Below are 15,329 nucleotides of genomic sequence, written 5' to 3' on the forward strand. Positions count from 1 at the left end.
TCACTGGCCGGCAGCCGGGTAATAAAAAGCCCCGGCACAGGGCCGGGGCTTTTTGCTAGATGCTAGGCCTTACTTCTGCGGACGCAGGGCCGGGAACAGGATGACGTCGCGGATGGTGTGGCTGTTGGTGAACAGCATCACCAGGCGGTCGATGCCGATGCCTTGGCCGGCGGTGGGCGGCAGACCGTGCTCCAGGGCGGTGACGAAGTCGGCGTCATAGAACATGGCCTCGTCGTCACCGGCTTCTTTTTGTTGCACCTGGGCCTGGAAGCGCTCGGCCTGATCCTCGGCGTCGTTCAGCTCGGAGAAGCCGTTGGCCAGCTCGCGACCACCGATGAAGAACTCGAAGCGGTCGGTGATCTCCGGGTTGTCATCATTGCGACGCGCCAGCGGAGAAACGGCCGCCGGGTACTCGGTGATGAAGGTGGGCTGCATCAGCTGCGCTTCGGCGGTCTCTTCGAAGATGGCGGTGATGATGTGGCCCAGCTCCCAGCTCTTCATCAGGTCGATGTGCAGCCGCTTGGCCACGGCGGTGGCGCCTTCCAGCGTGGTCAGCTCCTCAGCCTGCACGCCCGGGGCGTACTTGAGGATGGCTTCGATCATGGTCAGACGGGCGAACGGCTGGCCGAAGTCAATCTCGAAGCCCTCTTCCCCTTCCTTGGCGTAGCGGATCCGGGTGGTGCCGTGGATGTCCTGGGCCAGGGTGCGCAGCATCTCCTCGGTCAAGTCCATCAGATCCCGGTAGTCGGCGTAGGCCATGTAGAATTCGAGCATGGTGAACTCGGGGTTGTGACGCACCGAGATGCCTTCGTTGCGGAAGTTACGGTTGATCTCGTACACCCGCTCGAAGCCGCCCACCACCAGACGCTTGAGGTACAGCTCGGGGGCGATACGCAGGTACATGTCGATGTCCAGCGCGTTGTGGTGGGTGATGAAGGGCCGGGCGGAGGCACCGCCGGGGATCACCTGCATCATGGGGGTTTCCACTTCCATGAACTGCTTGGCGTTCAGGAAGTTGCGGATGCCGTTCACCACCTTGTTGCGGATCTGGAAGGTCTTGCGGGACTCTTCGTTGGCGATGAGGTCCAGGTAACGCTGCCGGCAGCGGGCTTCCTGGTCGGTCAGACCCTTGTGCTTCTCGGGCAGCGGGCGCAGGGCCTTGGTCAGCAGGCGGATGTCGGAGACATGCACGGACAGCTCACCGGCGTTGGTGCGGAACACTGTGCCTTCCACCCCGACGATATCCCCCAGATCCCACTTCTTGAACTGCTCGTTGTAGAAGCCTTCGACCAGATCGTCACGGGTCACGTAGACCTGGATCTTGCCGCCCATGTCCTGCAGGGTGGCGAAGGAGGCCTTACCCATGATGCGGCGGGTCATGATACGGCCGGCGATCTTCACCTTGACCGCCAGGGTCTCGAGCTCTTCGTTGCTCTTGTCGCCGTAAGCGGCATGGATGTCGCTGGAGATGTGGTCACGACGGAAGTCGTTGGGGAAGGCATTGCCCTGTTCCCGCAGTGCCGCCAGCTTGGTGCGGCGCTGGGCCATCTCGTTGTTCAGTTCCTGAACGTCCTGTTCCGGGGTTTGATTCTGTTCTGACATGATGATTCCTGCTTTGCTTACAGCCCGGACTTCAGGCTGGCTTCAATAAACTTGTCCAGATCGCCGTCCAGCACCGCCTGGGTGTTGCGGGTCTCGACGCCGGTACGCAGATCTTTGATGCGGGCATCGTCCAGCACGTAGGAGCGGATCTGGCTGCCCCAACCTATGTCGGACTTGGTCTCTTCCAGCGCCTGCTTTTCGGCGTTCTGCTTCATGATCTCCAGCTCATACAACTTGGCCCGCAGCTGCTTCATGGCCTGGTCCTTGTTCTTGTGCTGGGAGCGGTCGTTCTGACACTGGGTCACGGTATTGGTGGGGATGTGGGTGATCCGCACCGCGGACTCGGTCCGGTTGACGTGCTGACCACCGGCGCCGGAGGCTCGGTAGACGTCGATGCGCAGATCCGCCGGATTGATCTCGATCTCGATGTCCTCATCAATTTCCGGATAGACGAAGGCGGAGCTGAAGGAGGTATGGCGACGGCCACCGGAATCGAAGGGTGACTTGCGCACCAGGCGGTGTACGCCGATCTCGGTGCGCAGCCAGCCGAAGGCGTATTCACCGGTGAACTTGATGGTGGCGGACTTGATGCCGGCCACTTCCCCTTCGGAGCACTCGATCAGCTCAGGTTTGAAGCCGTGGGCTTCCCCCCAGCGCAGGTACATGCGCAGCAGCATGTTGGCCCAGTCCTGGGCCTCGGTGCCACCGGAGCCAGCCTGGATATCCATGTAGCAGTCGGAAGCGTCGTGGGGACCGGAGAACATGCGACGGAATTCCAGCTCGCCCAGCTTCTTCTCCAACGCGGCCAGCTCCTCCTCGGCCTCGTGGAAGGTCTGCTCGTCGTCGCCTTCCACCGCCAAGTCCACCAGCATGGCCACGTCGTCGGCCCCCTGGGTCAGATCGTCGATGGTCTTGACCACGCCTTCGAGGGCGGAGCGTTCCTTACCCAGGGCCTGGGCCCGTTCCGGCTCGTTCCACACATCCGGCTGCTCCAGCTCGGCGCTTACTTCTTCCAGACGCTCTTTCTTGGCGTCGTAGTCAAAGATACCCCCTCAGGAGTTCTGTCCGCTCAGACAGCTCCTTGAGAGTATTCAGTACGGGATTCACTTCAAACATGAAGGAGGCTCTCACTTGGGTTTAGCGGGTCATCCCCGGGATGACCGAAACAATCGACCGCCCCTGACGCGGGCCGGCCATGAAAAGGGCAGTATTTTACCCAATCGGCTGGGGAATAGACAGCCAAAGCCGGCCTTTTTTGCCCACCAACCCCGCCGACGGATACCGAGGCACCAGAGTAAAAAAACCAACTATACAGACTGAATTGCCTTATTATTCACCACCAAGACGTGGGGCCACCGCGTCTCTTCCCAATACAATACCCATCAGGTCCGGCGTGTGCCTCACGGCAACTTCCCCAACACCCCGGCCCAGGAACGAAGGACCCTGAATGAACTCCATGACACTGAAGCAAAAAATCCTGCTGACGGTGAGCCTGGCGCTGGCCTGCGCCATCCTGCTGCTCTCCGGACTCGCCTACCGGGACAGCCGCCAGCAACTGCTCGACGACAACTTCGCCCTGCTGCAGAGCCTGGGCAACGAAGGGGCCCGCTCCATCTCCAGCTGGCTGACCATCAAGCGCCAGGCGGTGGATGCCCTGGCCCAGCAGACCAATCTAGACTCCACCCGTGAGCTGAGCCTGCTGAAAAATGCCGGTGACTTCCTCACCGCCTACGTGGGAGACACCCTGGGCGGCATGAAGGATGAGAACCCGGCCTCCGACTACAGCGATTACGACCCCCGCACCCGCCCCTGGTATCAGCAGGCCGAGCGGGAGGCCGGTACCGTAGTAACCCCGCCCTATGTGGATCACAACACCAAAAAGCTGGTCATCACCCTGGCCCGTAAGATCAACGGCGGTGTGGTAGGGGCGGATCTGACCCTGGATACCGTGCTCAATACCGTCAACGCCATGAAGCTGCCGGAGAACGGCGTCGCCATCCTGGCGGACCAGGCCGGCAACATCGTCGCCTACAGCGACTTCAACCAGGTGCTCAAGCCCCTGGCGGATCTGATCCCCAGCCTGGATCGCAGCCAGCTGGATCGCATGCAGCAGGCCAAGGAGTTCAGCACCCTGAGCTGGCAGAACAAGGACCGGCTGGCCTGGGCCATCGCCGTACCCCAGACCGACTGGGAACTGGTGTTCCTGCTGGATAAAGACCAGACCCTCTCCCCCCTCTCCGGTTATCTGCTGAAGCAGGTCGGCGTGGCCCTCTTGGTGCTGCTCATCAGCCTGCTGGTCATCAACGGCCTGCTGAACCTGGTGCTGCGCCCCCTGGGGGTGGTCTCCGGCGCCCTGGCGCGCATCGCCGACGGTAACGGCGATCTGACCCAGCGCATTCGCCTGGACAGTCGGGACGAGGTGGGCCAGCTGGCGGAAAACTTCAACCGCTTCGTCGGCAGCCAGCACGAGCTCATCGGCCACATCCGTAACGAGGCCGGTCTGCTGGGACAGGCCGCCAGCGATGGCCTGCAGCGCAGCCACGGCACCGTCAACGAGCTGGGCCGCCAGCAGCAGGAGATCGCCATGGTGGCCACCGCCGTCACCGAGATGGCCTCCGCAACCGCCGAGATCGCCCATAACGCCGAGAACACCGCCACCGCCGCCCAGCAGTCCGCCACCAGCAGCGACCAGGGCCGCAACCTGGTGAACCAGACCCGAGGCTCCATCACCCAGCTGGCCAACGGCGTGGGGGAAGCCACCGAGGTCATCGGCGAGCTGAGCCGCCACGCCCATGACATCTCCGGGGTGCTGGCCACCATCCAGAGCATCGCCGAACAGACCAACCTGCTGGCGCTGAACGCCGCCATCGAGGCGGCCCGGGCCGGCGAGCACGGTCGCGGCTTTGCCGTGGTAGCCGACGAGGTGCGGGTGCTGTCCAAGCGCACCGCCACCTCCACCACAGAAATCCAGACCACCATAGAGACGCTGCAGAAGACCACCGGGCAAGCGGTGGACATCATGGACAAGAGCCGCCAACTGGCGGAGCGCAGTGTCAGTGATGCCGAGGCGGCCACCGCAGCCCTGGAGGAGATCACCCAGGCCATCGGCCTCATCTCCGACATGTCCAGCCAGATCGCCACCGCCGCCGAGGAGCAGAGCAAGGTGACCGAGGAGATCACCATGAACGTCACCGCCATCAAGGAGGTGGGGGATCAGCTGACCGACGACGCCCAACAGGCCCGCAATGAATCCGACCGTCTGCAGCAGCAGGCCGACAGCCTCAACCAGAAGGTGGCGCGCTTTATCCTGTGATGCCGTTGAGTGAGCGCAGACCAAATGCACAGGGCCCGCCATTGGCGGGCCCTGTTCTTTTCAATCGATCCCCCGTTATAGGGGATTGAGCACCGACACCAGCAGCTGCACGTTGCGATTGCCCCGCCACTCGTTGATATCCAGCCGGTAACCCAGCGCCACCCACTGCACCGAGGCGTCGGGCCAGCGTGCCAGATCCACATTGAAGGCGATGGCATCCAGGGTGGGACCGCCGGCCTCCGGCTGCACCTGCATCTTCAGGTGCTTGGCCCCCACCAGCCGCTGGGCCAGCAGGCGGAAACGGCCGTCGAAGGCCGGCTCGGGGAAGGCCTGGCCCCAGGGACCGCCGTCCCGCAGCGCCTCGGCCAGGCTCAGGGTCAGCTCGTCCGGCGCCAGCTCGCCGTCGGAGAGCCAGTAGCCGGTGCGCAGCTCAGGCGCCAGCCATTCCTCGGCCAGGGTGACAAACTGCTGCTCGAACGCCGGTAGATGGGCACTGGGCAGGCTCAAACCCGCCGCCATGGCGTGACCACCGAACTTGCTGATGAGGCCCGGCTGCAGGGTGTCGAGCCGCTCCAGCAGATCCCGCAGGTGCAGGCCGGGCACCGAGCGCCCCGACCCCTTGAGTTCCCCCTCGCCGGCCTCGGCAAAGGCGATCACCGGTCTGTGGAAGCGCTCCTTGATCCGCGAGGCCACCAGCCCCACCACCCCCTGGTGCCAGTCGGGCCGGTAGAGCACCAGTCCCGCCGGCGGCTCGGCGCCGAAATCCAGCGACTGCAGTCCCGCCAGGGCCTCCTGCTGCATGCTCTGCTCTATTTCCTTGCGCTCCTGGTTCAGGCTGTCCATCTCGCTGGCCAGGGTACGGGCGCGATTCATGTCGTCACACAGCAGGCAGTCGATGCCCAGACTCATGTCATCGAGCCGCCCCACGGCGTTGAGCCGCGGGCCGAGGAAGAAGCCCAGATCGCTGGCGGTGAGCTGGCTCAGGGTCCGCCCCGCCACCTCGCACAGGGCCCGCAGCCCGGGACGACACTGGCCGGCACGGATGCGCTGCAGCCCCTGGTGCACCAAGATGCGGTTGTTGGCATCCAGCGGCACCACGTCCGCCACCGTGCCCAGCGCCACCAGATCCAGCCACTGGGCCACATTCACCGCCGGCTTGTCGGCAAACCAGCCCAACTTATCCAGGTGGCTGCGCAGGGCCGCCATCAGGTAGAAGGCCACCCCCACCCCGGCCAGAGCCCCCGAGCCGAAGCCGCAGTCCGCCTGATTGGGGTTGATGATGGCGTCGGCCGCCGGCAATTCGGGGCCGGGCAGGTGGTGGTCGGTCACCAGCACCGCCATGCCCGCCGCCTTGGCCGCCGCCACGCCGGCCAGGCTGGAGATGCCGTTGTCCACCGTGATGAGCAGCTGGGCCTGGCGCTGCACCGCCAGGGTGACGATCTCCGGCGACAGGCCATAGCCGTATTCGAAGCGGTTGGGCACCAAAAAGGCCACCTGGTGGGCGCCGAAGGCCCGCAGGGCCAGCACCATCAGGGCCGTGCTGGTGGCGCCGTCGGCATCGAAGTCGCCGACGATGAGGATGCGCTGCTGCTGACGCAGCGCCGTCTCCAGCAGGGACAGGGCCGCACTGAGGCCCTTGAGGCCGGCGGGGGGCAGCAGGCCGCTGGTCTGGCGATTGAGTTCGGCAGGCGCCGTCACGCCACGGCTGGCGTAGATCTGCCGCAGGCGCGGCGGCAGTTCGGCCGGCAGGGCGGAATCATCCACAAGGGGGCGGCGGCGGATCAACTGGGTCATGGCATCACACTGGCAACGGAGCAGGCGCCAGACCTTAGCCCGAAGCCCGACCGGGTGCAACCTTGCCTTGGCGCGCCAGGGCGGCAATCATGGGGTTTTCTCTTTTAGCTGTTCCGACCAAGGAGCCCCCATGATCCCAGACTGGCGCCAAGCCATCGCCGACTATATCCGCGAACAAGCCCGCCCGGTGGACAAGTACAGCCACCAGCCCCGCCTATATGCCCTGGCCTGCCGTCTGGGCACCGGCCTGGACCATGACGATGAGGTGCTTTACGCCGCCTGCTGGCTGCACGATCTGGGGGTGTTTATCGGCCACAGGCCCGAGGATCCGGCCCAGCTGGCCCGCTGGGACAACCTGGCCTACGCCCTGGATAAGGTGCCGGGGCTGCTGGCCGGCTGGGGCTTTCCGGCGACCAAGATCCCCGCCGTGCTGGAGGCCATCGCCCAGCATATGCCAGCCTCGCGGCCCGAGGCGCCCGCCGCCGTGCTGCTGCATGATGCGGATCTGCTGGAGCAGCTGGGGGCCGTGGGCCTGCTGCGCGCCATCGCCAAGGTGGGCCGGGACACCCGCTACGCCACCTTTGCCGATCTGCTGCCGGTGCTGACCCGAGCCCAGGCCCTGCCCGAACAGCTGATCCTGCCCCAGGCCCAGGCTGAGGCGGCGCCGCGCCTGGCGCTGCTGACGCTGTTCTTGTCTCAGCTGGCGGAGGAGGCCCAGGGGGCGCCCTTGTAACCCTTGCCCCGCCGGAATAGGAGACAGGCGAGATCAGTCGTCGTCCTTGTACTTGTCCAGCATGCGATAGAAGGTGCCGCGGGAGATCCCCAGTCGCTTGGCCGCCAACTCCACCCGGTTGCCGCTGCCGTCCAAGGCCGCCTGCATGGCCTGCCGCTCGGCCCGCGCCCGGGCCTCGGCCAGGGTCGGCAGCCTGAGGTCGCCTGGCGGTGCCGTCAGACCCAGATCCTGCGGGCCGATCAGGCGCCCCTCGCTCAGTACCAGGGCCCGTTCCACCCGGTTGACCAGCTCACGGACATTGCCGGGCCAGGGATAGGCCTGCATCTGCTGCATCGCCCGGTCGCTGAAGCCCTGCACCCTGGGATTGAGGCGGGGTGCCAGGCTGACAAGATAGTGCTGGGCCAGCAGCGCCACGTCCTGCCGCCGCTGACGCAGGGGCGGCAGGGTCAGATCCAGCACACAGAGGCGAAAGAAGAGATCCTGGCGGAAGTGCCCCAGGGTCACCTCCTGCTGCAGATCCCTGTGGGTGGCGGTGATCACCCGCACGTCCACCGCTATGGTGTCCGTGCCCCCCACCCGCACTATGCTGCGCTCCTGCAAGAAGCGCAGCAGGTTGGCCTGCAGATCCAGGGGCAGATCGCCGATCTCATCCAGAAACAGGGTGCCACCATCGGCCGCCTCGATCTGGCCGATCTGCCGCCGGCAGGCGCCGGTGAAGGCGCCCTTCTCATGGCCAAACAGCTCGGACTGGATCAGGCTGGCGGGGATGGCCCCGCAGTTGACCGCCACGAAGGGCCCCTTGGCCCGCAGGGACCTTTGATGAATGAGGCGCGCGGCCAGCTCCTTGCCGGTGCCGCTCTCCCCCTGCAACATGACGGAGGAGTCCACCGTCGCCAGCTTGGCCAGCTGGGCAAACACCTGGCGCATGGCGGGACTCTCCCCCAGCAGGTGGCCCTGCTCCACCGCCGCCAAACGGGCCGCCCCGCCCCCGGCCTGGCGCAGCCGCGCCATCCCCAGGGCATGGCCCAGGGTGGTCAGCAGGCGGTGGCTGTCCACCGGCAGGGTATGAAAATCGAACAGGTAGTTCACCAACAGATCCTGGAAGGGACCGGGGCCGGTGGGCAGATCCGTCACCAGACCCACCCAGACCATGTCGCCGCCGGTGCGCCGCAGCAGGGATTCGATCTCCGCAAAGACCGCCGAGTTCGGTGCCATATCCAGCAGCACCAATCCCACCAGCGGGTGCTCCCGCTCGCACAGGGCCAATGCCTCGGCGGCGCTGTCTGCCGGGTAGGGTACCCAATCGGTTGGCTGGTCACCGGCCTGGTGCTGCCAGACCTTGGCGGTTCGCAGACAGATGAGCTTGCGCGTCACCATCCCCTTCACCCCGCCGTTACGGCGTTGCTGTTGACTGCCCCTTAAGTATCGAACCCAGGGCCGCCCTTGGCCAAACTGAAATGAGACAAAATGTCGATCAGCCGCAAGTGACACTTAATCAGGGCTCTGAATTTTTTTAGTTTTATATCAATCAATTAGATGCATCAGTTCAGAGGAAGAGCCAAGCTCGACTCCCTAGGTCCCAGCTGAAACAGCCCCGCTGTTGCAAGGTCAATACGGGAGGCATTTTATATAAAGCACTTTAAAATCAATATCTTAATATAAACCCCCTCAGCCGACTGTTGCAGGAATAAGACAAACCTGGCCGCTCGGCAGCCAAACCTTCTTAGTTTGTTTTTATTTTTCAATGCCTTGAAAAGATGGCGCGGGAATTGACTCTATCTCGGCGCAAACCGTCTCCCCCACGCCCGGCGCGAGGGAGCCTCCTAACAACAAGCTTGATTGTGCAACAGGAGTGCCATATGAGACATTACCCGCGATTTAGACCCTGGCTGACGAGCCTCTGCCTGGCCGCCGGCCTACTAGCTGGCGGACCGGCCCTGGCGGCGGTGCCCTTCCAGCTGGACGGCAATGCCGTCACGGCCGACGGGTCGGGCTATCCAGGCGATGACTGGGATAAGGTGAATGTGCTAGGTGGCGACAGTGCCCTGGCCAAGACCGGGCTCATCATCGACGATCCGGAACCCATACAGGCGCAATTCACCGGTGGGGGTTCCAAGGACCAGCAAGACATTCCCAACTGGAAATGGCGCACCGGCTCTCCGCCGGACAAGGATGATCTTTCCCATGCTTATGCGGCCGCCTACCTGGATGACAACCAGCACTTCATCCTGATCTTCGGGATGGATCGCTTCGACACCAGTGGCGATGCCCAACTGGGCTTCTGGTTCCTCAAGGATCAGGTCAAGCCCCTGGGCAGTGGCAACAGCGGTACCTTCAACGGCCAGCACATGAACGGTGACATACTGGTGCTGGTGAACTTCTCCAACGGCGGTACCGTCCCCACCATTGAGGTCTATGAATGGATGGGCGGCGGCCTGCTGCTGAAGGGGGCCGCGCAAGCCGTGCTCTGTACCGGCGGCTACATACCGGCCGGCAAGAGCTACTGCGGTATCACCAATGCCGATCCGGTCGCCGCCCCCTGGAGCTATGTGAACAAGGACGTGGGACCCAGCGCCACCTTCCCGTCCGGTGCCTTCTTCGAGGGGGGGATCGACGTGACGGCCCTGCTGCCGGATGAGAGTACCTGCTTCACCTCCTTCCTGGCAGAAAGCCGTAGCTCCACCTCCATCACGGCAACCCTGAAAGACTTTGCCGGCAGCAGCTTCAACGTCTGCGGCTTCACGGTGGACAAGGCCTGTACCGGTGGTAGCTTCGACGATCAGGGCGACAGCACGGCCAGCAACGACACCGTCACCTACGACATCAGCGGCTCCGTCACCAATACCGGGCTGGGTACCCTGTACAACATAGCCCTGACCGACATGCCGGCGGCCCTGGATGGCGACTTCGTCTGGGATGACTGCGGTGACCCCGCCACCCTGCTCGACAGCACCAACGGCAAGCTGGATATGCTGGGCGCTCATGAGACCGCCTGCTATCACAACACCTTGACCATGCTGGTGTCCGAGGGCGGTTACGGTGCCTCCGACCAGATCGAGGCCGTGGCCAACACCTCTGCCGATGACACGGGTGCCTTGGTCCATGCCGACGAGCCGGCCCAGGCCACCTGTCCCAAGTTCGCGGTAGAAACCAGCCTGGTGCTCAACAAGGACTGCCAGAGCAAGATCGCTACCGACGGCAGCAAGGTCTACGCCCAGGTGGATGTAACAGGTTCCGTCTGTAACACCAGCCTCACCCGTATCTACAACGTTCAGTTGACCGATACCCGTGAAGGCTCGGATCACGACGTCTTCCTGTCACCGCTGAGCCTGGCGCCCTCCGGTCAGAACGGGGATTGCGCCACCTTCAACACCACCTACACGCCGACCCAGGCCCTGATCTTCGACGGCAGTGCCAGCTCCAGTGTGGCCACCGAGATCTACTTCCGCGACATCCTGTCCGTGAAGACGGCCGAAGACATACTGGGTAGCGACATCTCCGCCGATGCTCTCCCGGTTGAGGCCAAGTGTCCCTTGTGCTGTAGCGGTGAACAGTGTCAAGAGTGATCCCTTCACTCAAGCAAAAGGCTGTCGGAAACGACAGCCTTTTTTTATGGTCGAGCGAGACGGCCCTTACTTGCGGCCCTTGCCCCCACCCGTGCTGGTGCTGGTGGAGCCGTCGCTGGTACTGGTGCCTACCTGAATGGTGACGGTGGCCACCGCGGTCAGCTGACCGTCGCTGATCTGGTAGCTGAGGCTGTCACTGCCGCTGTAACGCTTGCTGGACTTGTAGGTCAGGGTGCCGTCGGCGTTGAAGCTGACGGTGCCGTGGGCCGGCTGGCTCACCGCCACCAGGGTCAGGGTCTGGCCTTCGGGATCGCTGTCGTTGGCCAGCACATTCAGGCTGCCGCTGACACCACTGGACACGCTCAGGCTGTCGTTGACCGCCAGGGGGGCGCTGTTCACCGGATTGCTCACCACATAGGTCACCAGGCCGGTTTGCTGGTGCAGGGTCTCGGCACCCTCGCTCACCTGCAGGCTGATGTCGTAGTAGCCATCCTGGGCGCCGCTGGCGGAGCTGACCGTCAGGGTGGCGCTGGCGGAGTCGCCTGGGGCCATGGTCAGGCTGGACTTGTCGAAGCTGGCCACCCAGCCGCTGGGCAGCTGGGCCTGCAGGTCGAACTGGCTGCTGCCGCAGGCGCTGCTGTCCTGGTTGGTCAGGGTCAGTTGATAGCTCACCTGGCTTCCGGCCGCCACCCAGGGGCCCTGGGCCGGGGTCAGGCTCAGGGTCGGCCGGGCGGCCTGGCAGCTGACGCTGCCCAGGGTGACGGTGACGCTGGCCTGCTGGCCATCGGTCCAGTCGGTGGTGATGGTGACGCCGCGGGTCTCGTCCACATAGCTGCGGCCGCTGGGCAGGGCATAATCCTGCCAGTCGTAGTAGGCGATGCTGTTGCTGGCCGGGGTCATGTCCAGCAGGTAGCTGCTGTTGAGGTCGCCGGCCACGGCGGTGCGCACCACCACGCCGTTCAACACATTGCTGTTACCGGCCAGGAAGCTGTCCGCCCCCAGGGCCTGACGGTACTCCAGGTAGTAGTACTGGGGCTGACCGCTCACCGCATCGGTGCCGGCGGGGATCATCAGGGCCTTGCTGCCGCCGTCATCTAGCTCGTAGGGGGTCAGCAGGTAGGTGCCGTCTGCGGTGACCAGGGTGGTGCTGGGGGAGTTGCCGTAATCCAGCCAGCCCAGTTGCTGCTTCTGGAAGGCGGACATGTGACCGGCGGCCACGTTGCCCATGATGTCGTTACGATCGCCGTATTCGGAGCTCTGGCAGTTGCTGCCCAGGGCGCTGGTGCCGCACTCCAGGGAGTGGGCGTGGTACAGCCCCAGGTTGTGGCCCAGCTCGTGGCCCACGGTCTGCAAGGTAAAGGAGCCGTTGATCCAGCTGCGGGAGGGGCTGCCCCCCACGGTGCCCAGCCCAGACCAGCCACAGCTGCTGACGGTGGGGAAGAGGTACACCTTGTGGGCGTAGTCGGCCAGCACCACGCCGGCCTGGGTGGCGGCGGCATCGGCCTGCTGGGCGATGGCGGTGCTATCACAGCTGGTGCTGTCCAGCGCCAGGGTAAACCAGCCCACCACGTCACCGGACAGCCAGGTCTGCTGATAGGAGTCATCCTGGTAGTACTGGTTGACGGTGTCGAATACCAGGCTGTTGGCCTGATCCAGGGTCCAGGGCTGGTTGCCCGGGGCGTCCTGGAAGTTGACCAGCATCACCAGGGTCTTCTGCTCACCGAAGGTGTTGGCCTGTACCGTGGCGCCTGTGGTGCCGGTGCCATTCAAGGCCAGGGTCTGCAGATCCGCCCCCTGCAGCACCAGCTTGTCGGCGACGCGCCAGCCCTGCACCTTCACCTGGCTGCCGGCCGGCACGCTGGGGGCCTGGTCGGCAAACTTCAGGGTCAGCCGCTCGCCGGCCGGGGTCTTGAGCACCTGGCGCAGCACATGGTGGCCATCCGGATAGTCCTCATAGCTCACCTCCAGCTCACCCTCCTGGGTCTGGGACTCCTCCACCAGGGCGGCCACCTCGGTCGGCAGGGCATTGCGGGCCCAGGCCGGCAGGGTGCTGCTCAGCACCGCCGCCGGCGCCTGCTCACTCAGGCGCGCCAGCAATTGGGCACGGGATTCCGCCAGGCTCTGGAGCTGGGCCAACAGCGCGGCCTGAGCATCGGCATCCGCCGCCTGATAGGCCTCCGCCAGGCGGGCCAGGGCCAGGGATTGCTGACGCAGCTGGCCGATGCCGCTGCCTTGATTGGCGCTCAGGGTGGCGGCGGTGTCGCTGGCGGCCTGGGCCGGGGTACCGGCCAGACCCAGCAGGGCCAGGGCGGTCAGCAGGGCGGCGCGCCAGGGGCGCAGGCAGGCGGAAACACGGCAGACGGCTGCAGTGGCGGCAAAGGTGTGCATTTGGGTGCCCTCATGGCTGTTTCGAAAGCGCCCAAACGTCGATGGATCGCAGCTCCTTCGGTAGCCCAGCCATCCGCCTTGCAACGGATCTGTGACTTTGCGTGCACCCGGTTACCCGGGGCTTGCCGTTTCGAGAGTGCCTTCGATGGTGCATTGATCGGCCAATGGCCGGTCGATTGTTCCTTGAATGCCGCAGGGTTGCGACTGACACTGACGAAGCAGGTTAGTGATCACTTCGCCTGAGACCCACACCGTTCCTGTGCAGGCAGGGCGATACTAGCAAGGCGATTGCGCAGCAAGCAAACATTTTTTGTCTGTTTTTTACACAAATTAAACATGGGGCGAACGACGTATCTCAGATGGCCCCAACCCCGGTTTTCATTCAGGCCCGGGGGTGATGTTGGGCGTGCAGGGCGCTCAGGCGCTCCTTGGCCACATGGGTGTAGATCTGGGTGGTGGAGAGGTCGGCGTGACCCAGCAGCATCTGCACCACCCGCAGATCGGCGCCGTGGTTGAGCAGGTGGGTGGCGAAGGCGTGGCGCAAGGTGTGGGGGGAGAGTTCCACGCCGATGCCGGCGCGTCTGGCATACAGCTTGATGCGGTGCCAGAAGGTCTGCCGGGTCATCTGCTGGGCCCGGCTGGAGGGGAACACCACGTCGCAGCTCACCGCCCCCAGCAGCAGGATGCGCCCTTCGTGGAGGTAGTGCTCCAGCCAGTAGAGCGCCTCCTGCCCCAGGGGCACCAGCCGCTCCTTGTTGCCCTTGCCGGTGATCCGCACCAACCCCTGGCCCCGCCCCAGGTTGCTCATGGTCAACCCCACCAGCTCGCTGACCCGCAGGCCGGTGGCGTACAGCAGCTCCAGCATGGCCTTGTCCCGCAGCTCCAAGGGATCTTCCGGGTTGGGCTCGGCCAGCAGGGCCTCCACCTGGGCCTCGGAGAGATCCTTGGGCAGCCGCTTGGGCAGCTTGGGACCCATCAGCAGGGCGGTGGGATCATCCTCGCGAAACTGCTCGCGGATGAGGTGCTGGTAGAAGCGGCGCAGGGCCGAGAGCAGGCGGGCGGTGGAGCTGGCCTGGTAGCCCTGATCCAGCCGCCAGGCGAGATACCCCTGCAGCTGCAGGCTGTCCAGGGTCAGCAGGGAGTGGCCCTGGCCGTCCAGCCAGGCAGCGAACTTCTCCAGATCCGTGCGATAAGACGCCAGGGTATTGGCCGACAGGCCACGCTCGAGCCACAGGGCATCCAGAAACTGATCGATCAAGGGCTGGGACATATCACCTCCAAACTGGCCTCCCTGTATACCACAGGCGGGCGGCTGCCGCTGCCCCTCCCCGCCCGGCTCTGTTACACTGCGCCGTCGCGTTTTCGAAGGAAAATCCCATGCAGATAGGTCTGTTTTACGGCTCCAGCACCTGTTACACCGAGATGGTGGCAGAGAAGATCCAGGCCCGCCTGGGCAAGGATCTGGTGACCCTGCACAACCTCAAGGACACGCCCGTCCAGCGGATGGCCGACTACCCGGTGCTGTTGCTGGGCATCTCCACCTGGGACTTTGGCGAAATCCAGGAGGACTGGCTGGCCAGCTGGGATGCCATCGACACCGTTGATCTGAGCGGCAAGGTGGTGGCCCTGTTCGGCCTGGGGGATCAGCAGGGCTATGGGGAATGGTTCCTGGATGCCATGGGCCTGCTGCACGACAAGCTGCTGGCCAAGGGCTGCCAGCTGGTCGGCTACTGGCCCAACGAAGGCTATGAGTTCGAGGCCTCCAAGGCCCTGGTGGATGAGGGGCGTTACTTTGTCGGTCTGGCCTTGGATGAAACCAATCAATACGCCCTCACCGAGGCGCGGCTGGATGCCTGGCTGCCTCAGGTACTGGATGAGGCAACCGCCTTGCTGTAACGCCGTGGGGGGACCATCATAGGATAACATCTTCATT

At 64.5% G+C, this 15,329-nt stretch carries 10 protein-coding genes and 1 riboswitch; of the genes, 4 read left to right on the plus strand and 6 right to left on the minus strand.

Features of this window, described 5'->3' with window-relative positions:
• Nucleotides 1-69: 69 nt before the first annotated feature.
• On the minus strand, nt 70-1,602 hold the full coding sequence (lysS, locus tag ABHF91_RS14155; RefSeq protein ID WP_409420902.1) for a lysine--tRNA ligase: 1,533 nt from the start codon (nt 1,600-1,602) through the stop codon (nt 70-72).
• Nucleotides 1,603-1,619: 17 nt separating this feature from the next.
• Nucleotides 1,620-2,718 (minus strand): peptide chain release factor 2 gene (gene prfB / locus ABHF91_RS14160; RefSeq protein WP_409420903.1). Its coding sequence is split into 2 segments (ribosomal slippage): nt 1,620-2,642 and nt 2,644-2,718, totalling 1,098 coding nucleotides; the frame shifts between segments, so codons are not numbered across the junction.
• Between the two features lie 331 nt (nt 2,719-3,049).
• Here prfB and ABHF91_RS14165 point away from each other — a divergent pair.
• Complete coding sequence (locus ABHF91_RS14165; RefSeq protein ID WP_409420904.1) at nt 3,050-4,915, plus strand: methyl-accepting chemotaxis protein; 1,866 nt, start codon at nt 3,050-3,052, stop codon at nt 4,913-4,915.
• Between the two features lie 75 nt (nt 4,916-4,990).
• Here ABHF91_RS14165 and recJ read toward each other — a convergent pair whose 3' ends face one another.
• Nucleotides 4,991-6,709: a single-stranded-DNA-specific exonuclease RecJ gene (recJ, locus tag ABHF91_RS14170; RefSeq protein WP_409420905.1), complete on the minus strand. Its 1,719-nt coding sequence runs from the start codon at nt 6,707-6,709 to the stop codon at nt 4,991-4,993.
• Nucleotides 6,710-6,839: 130 nt separating this feature from the next.
• On the opposite strand from recJ, the gene ABHF91_RS14175 reads away from it, so the two are divergent.
• Complete coding sequence (locus ABHF91_RS14175) at nt 6,840-7,442, plus strand: HD domain-containing protein (protein WP_409420906.1); 603 nt, start codon at nt 6,840-6,842, stop codon at nt 7,440-7,442.
• Between the two features lie 33 nt (nt 7,443-7,475).
• Here the strand turns inward: ABHF91_RS14175 and ABHF91_RS14180 are convergent, their stop codons facing one another.
• The gene (locus ABHF91_RS14180) at nt 7,476-8,819 is read right to left on the minus strand and encodes a sigma 54-interacting transcriptional regulator (protein WP_409420907.1); all 1,344 of its coding nucleotides are present in this window, start codon (nt 8,817-8,819) and stop codon (nt 7,476-7,478) included.
• Between the two features lie 482 nt (nt 8,820-9,301).
• Here ABHF91_RS14180 and ABHF91_RS14185 point away from each other — a divergent pair, with 482 nt between their 5' ends.
• Nucleotides 9,302-11,008 (plus strand): hypothetical protein, encoded by a 1,707-nt coding sequence (locus ABHF91_RS14185; RefSeq protein WP_409420908.1) that lies wholly within the window; start codon nt 9,302-9,304, stop codon nt 11,006-11,008.
• Nucleotides 11,009-11,074: 66 nt separating this feature from the next.
• On the opposite strand, the gene ABHF91_RS14190 is transcribed toward ABHF91_RS14185, so the two are convergent.
• Entirely contained in the window at nt 11,075-13,396 is a 2,322-nt protein-coding gene (locus tag ABHF91_RS14190) for an Ig-like domain-containing protein (protein ID WP_409420909.1), read from the minus strand.
• Between the two features lie 56 nt (nt 13,397-13,452).
• Nucleotides 13,453-13,533: riboswitch (cyclic di-GMP riboswitch) on the minus strand.
• A gap of 245 nt (nt 13,534-13,778) precedes the next feature.
• Nucleotides 13,779-14,666 carry a site-specific tyrosine recombinase XerD gene (gene xerD / locus ABHF91_RS14195; protein ID WP_409420910.1) on the minus strand — a complete coding sequence of 296 codons (888 nt, stop codon included), beginning with the start codon at nt 14,664-14,666 and terminating at the stop codon, nt 13,779-13,781.
• Nucleotides 14,667-14,773: 107 nt separating this feature from the next.
• Between xerD and fldB the strand changes: the two genes are divergently transcribed.
• Entirely contained in the window at nt 14,774-15,292 is a 519-nt protein-coding gene (fldB, locus tag ABHF91_RS14200; protein ID WP_409420911.1) for a flavodoxin FldB, read from the plus strand.
• Nucleotides 15,293-15,329: the final 37 nt, after the last annotated feature.

Origin of the sequence: Pseudaeromonas aegiceratis (assembly GCF_046254905.1) — a bacterium.
GTDB classification, from domain to species: Bacteria; Pseudomonadota; Gammaproteobacteria; order Enterobacterales; family Aeromonadaceae; genus Pseudaeromonas; species Pseudaeromonas aegiceratis.

What these genes read in the sequence shown, in the direction of transcription:
- lysS (WP_409420902.1), bottom strand. Translation starts at nt 1,602, where the DNA reads ATGTCAGAACAGAATCAAACCCCGGAACAGGACGTTCAGGAACTGAAC.
- ABHF91_RS14165 (WP_409420904.1), top strand. Translation starts at nt 3,050, where the DNA reads ATGAACTCCATGACACTGAAGCAAAAAATCCTGCTGACGGTGAGCCTG.
- recJ (WP_409420905.1), bottom strand. Translation starts at nt 6,709, where the DNA reads ATGACCCAGTTGATCCGCCGCCGCCCCCTTGTGGATGATTCCGCCCTG.
- ABHF91_RS14175 (WP_409420906.1), top strand. Translation starts at nt 6,840, where the DNA reads ATGATCCCAGACTGGCGCCAAGCCATCGCCGACTATATCCGCGAACAA.
- ABHF91_RS14180 (WP_409420907.1), bottom strand. Translation starts at nt 8,819, where the DNA reads ATGGTGACGCGCAAGCTCATCTGTCTGCGAACCGCCAAGGTCTGGCAG.
- ABHF91_RS14185 (WP_409420908.1), top strand. Translation starts at nt 9,302, where the DNA reads ATGAGACATTACCCGCGATTTAGACCCTGGCTGACGAGCCTCTGCCTG.
- ABHF91_RS14190 (WP_409420909.1), bottom strand. Translation starts at nt 13,396, where the DNA reads ATGCACACCTTTGCCGCCACTGCAGCCGTCTGCCGTGTTTCCGCCTGC.
- xerD (WP_409420910.1), bottom strand. Translation starts at nt 14,666, where the DNA reads ATGTCCCAGCCCTTGATCGATCAGTTTCTGGATGCCCTGTGGCTCGAG.
- fldB (WP_409420911.1), top strand. Translation starts at nt 14,774, where the DNA reads ATGCAGATAGGTCTGTTTTACGGCTCCAGCACCTGTTACACCGAGATG.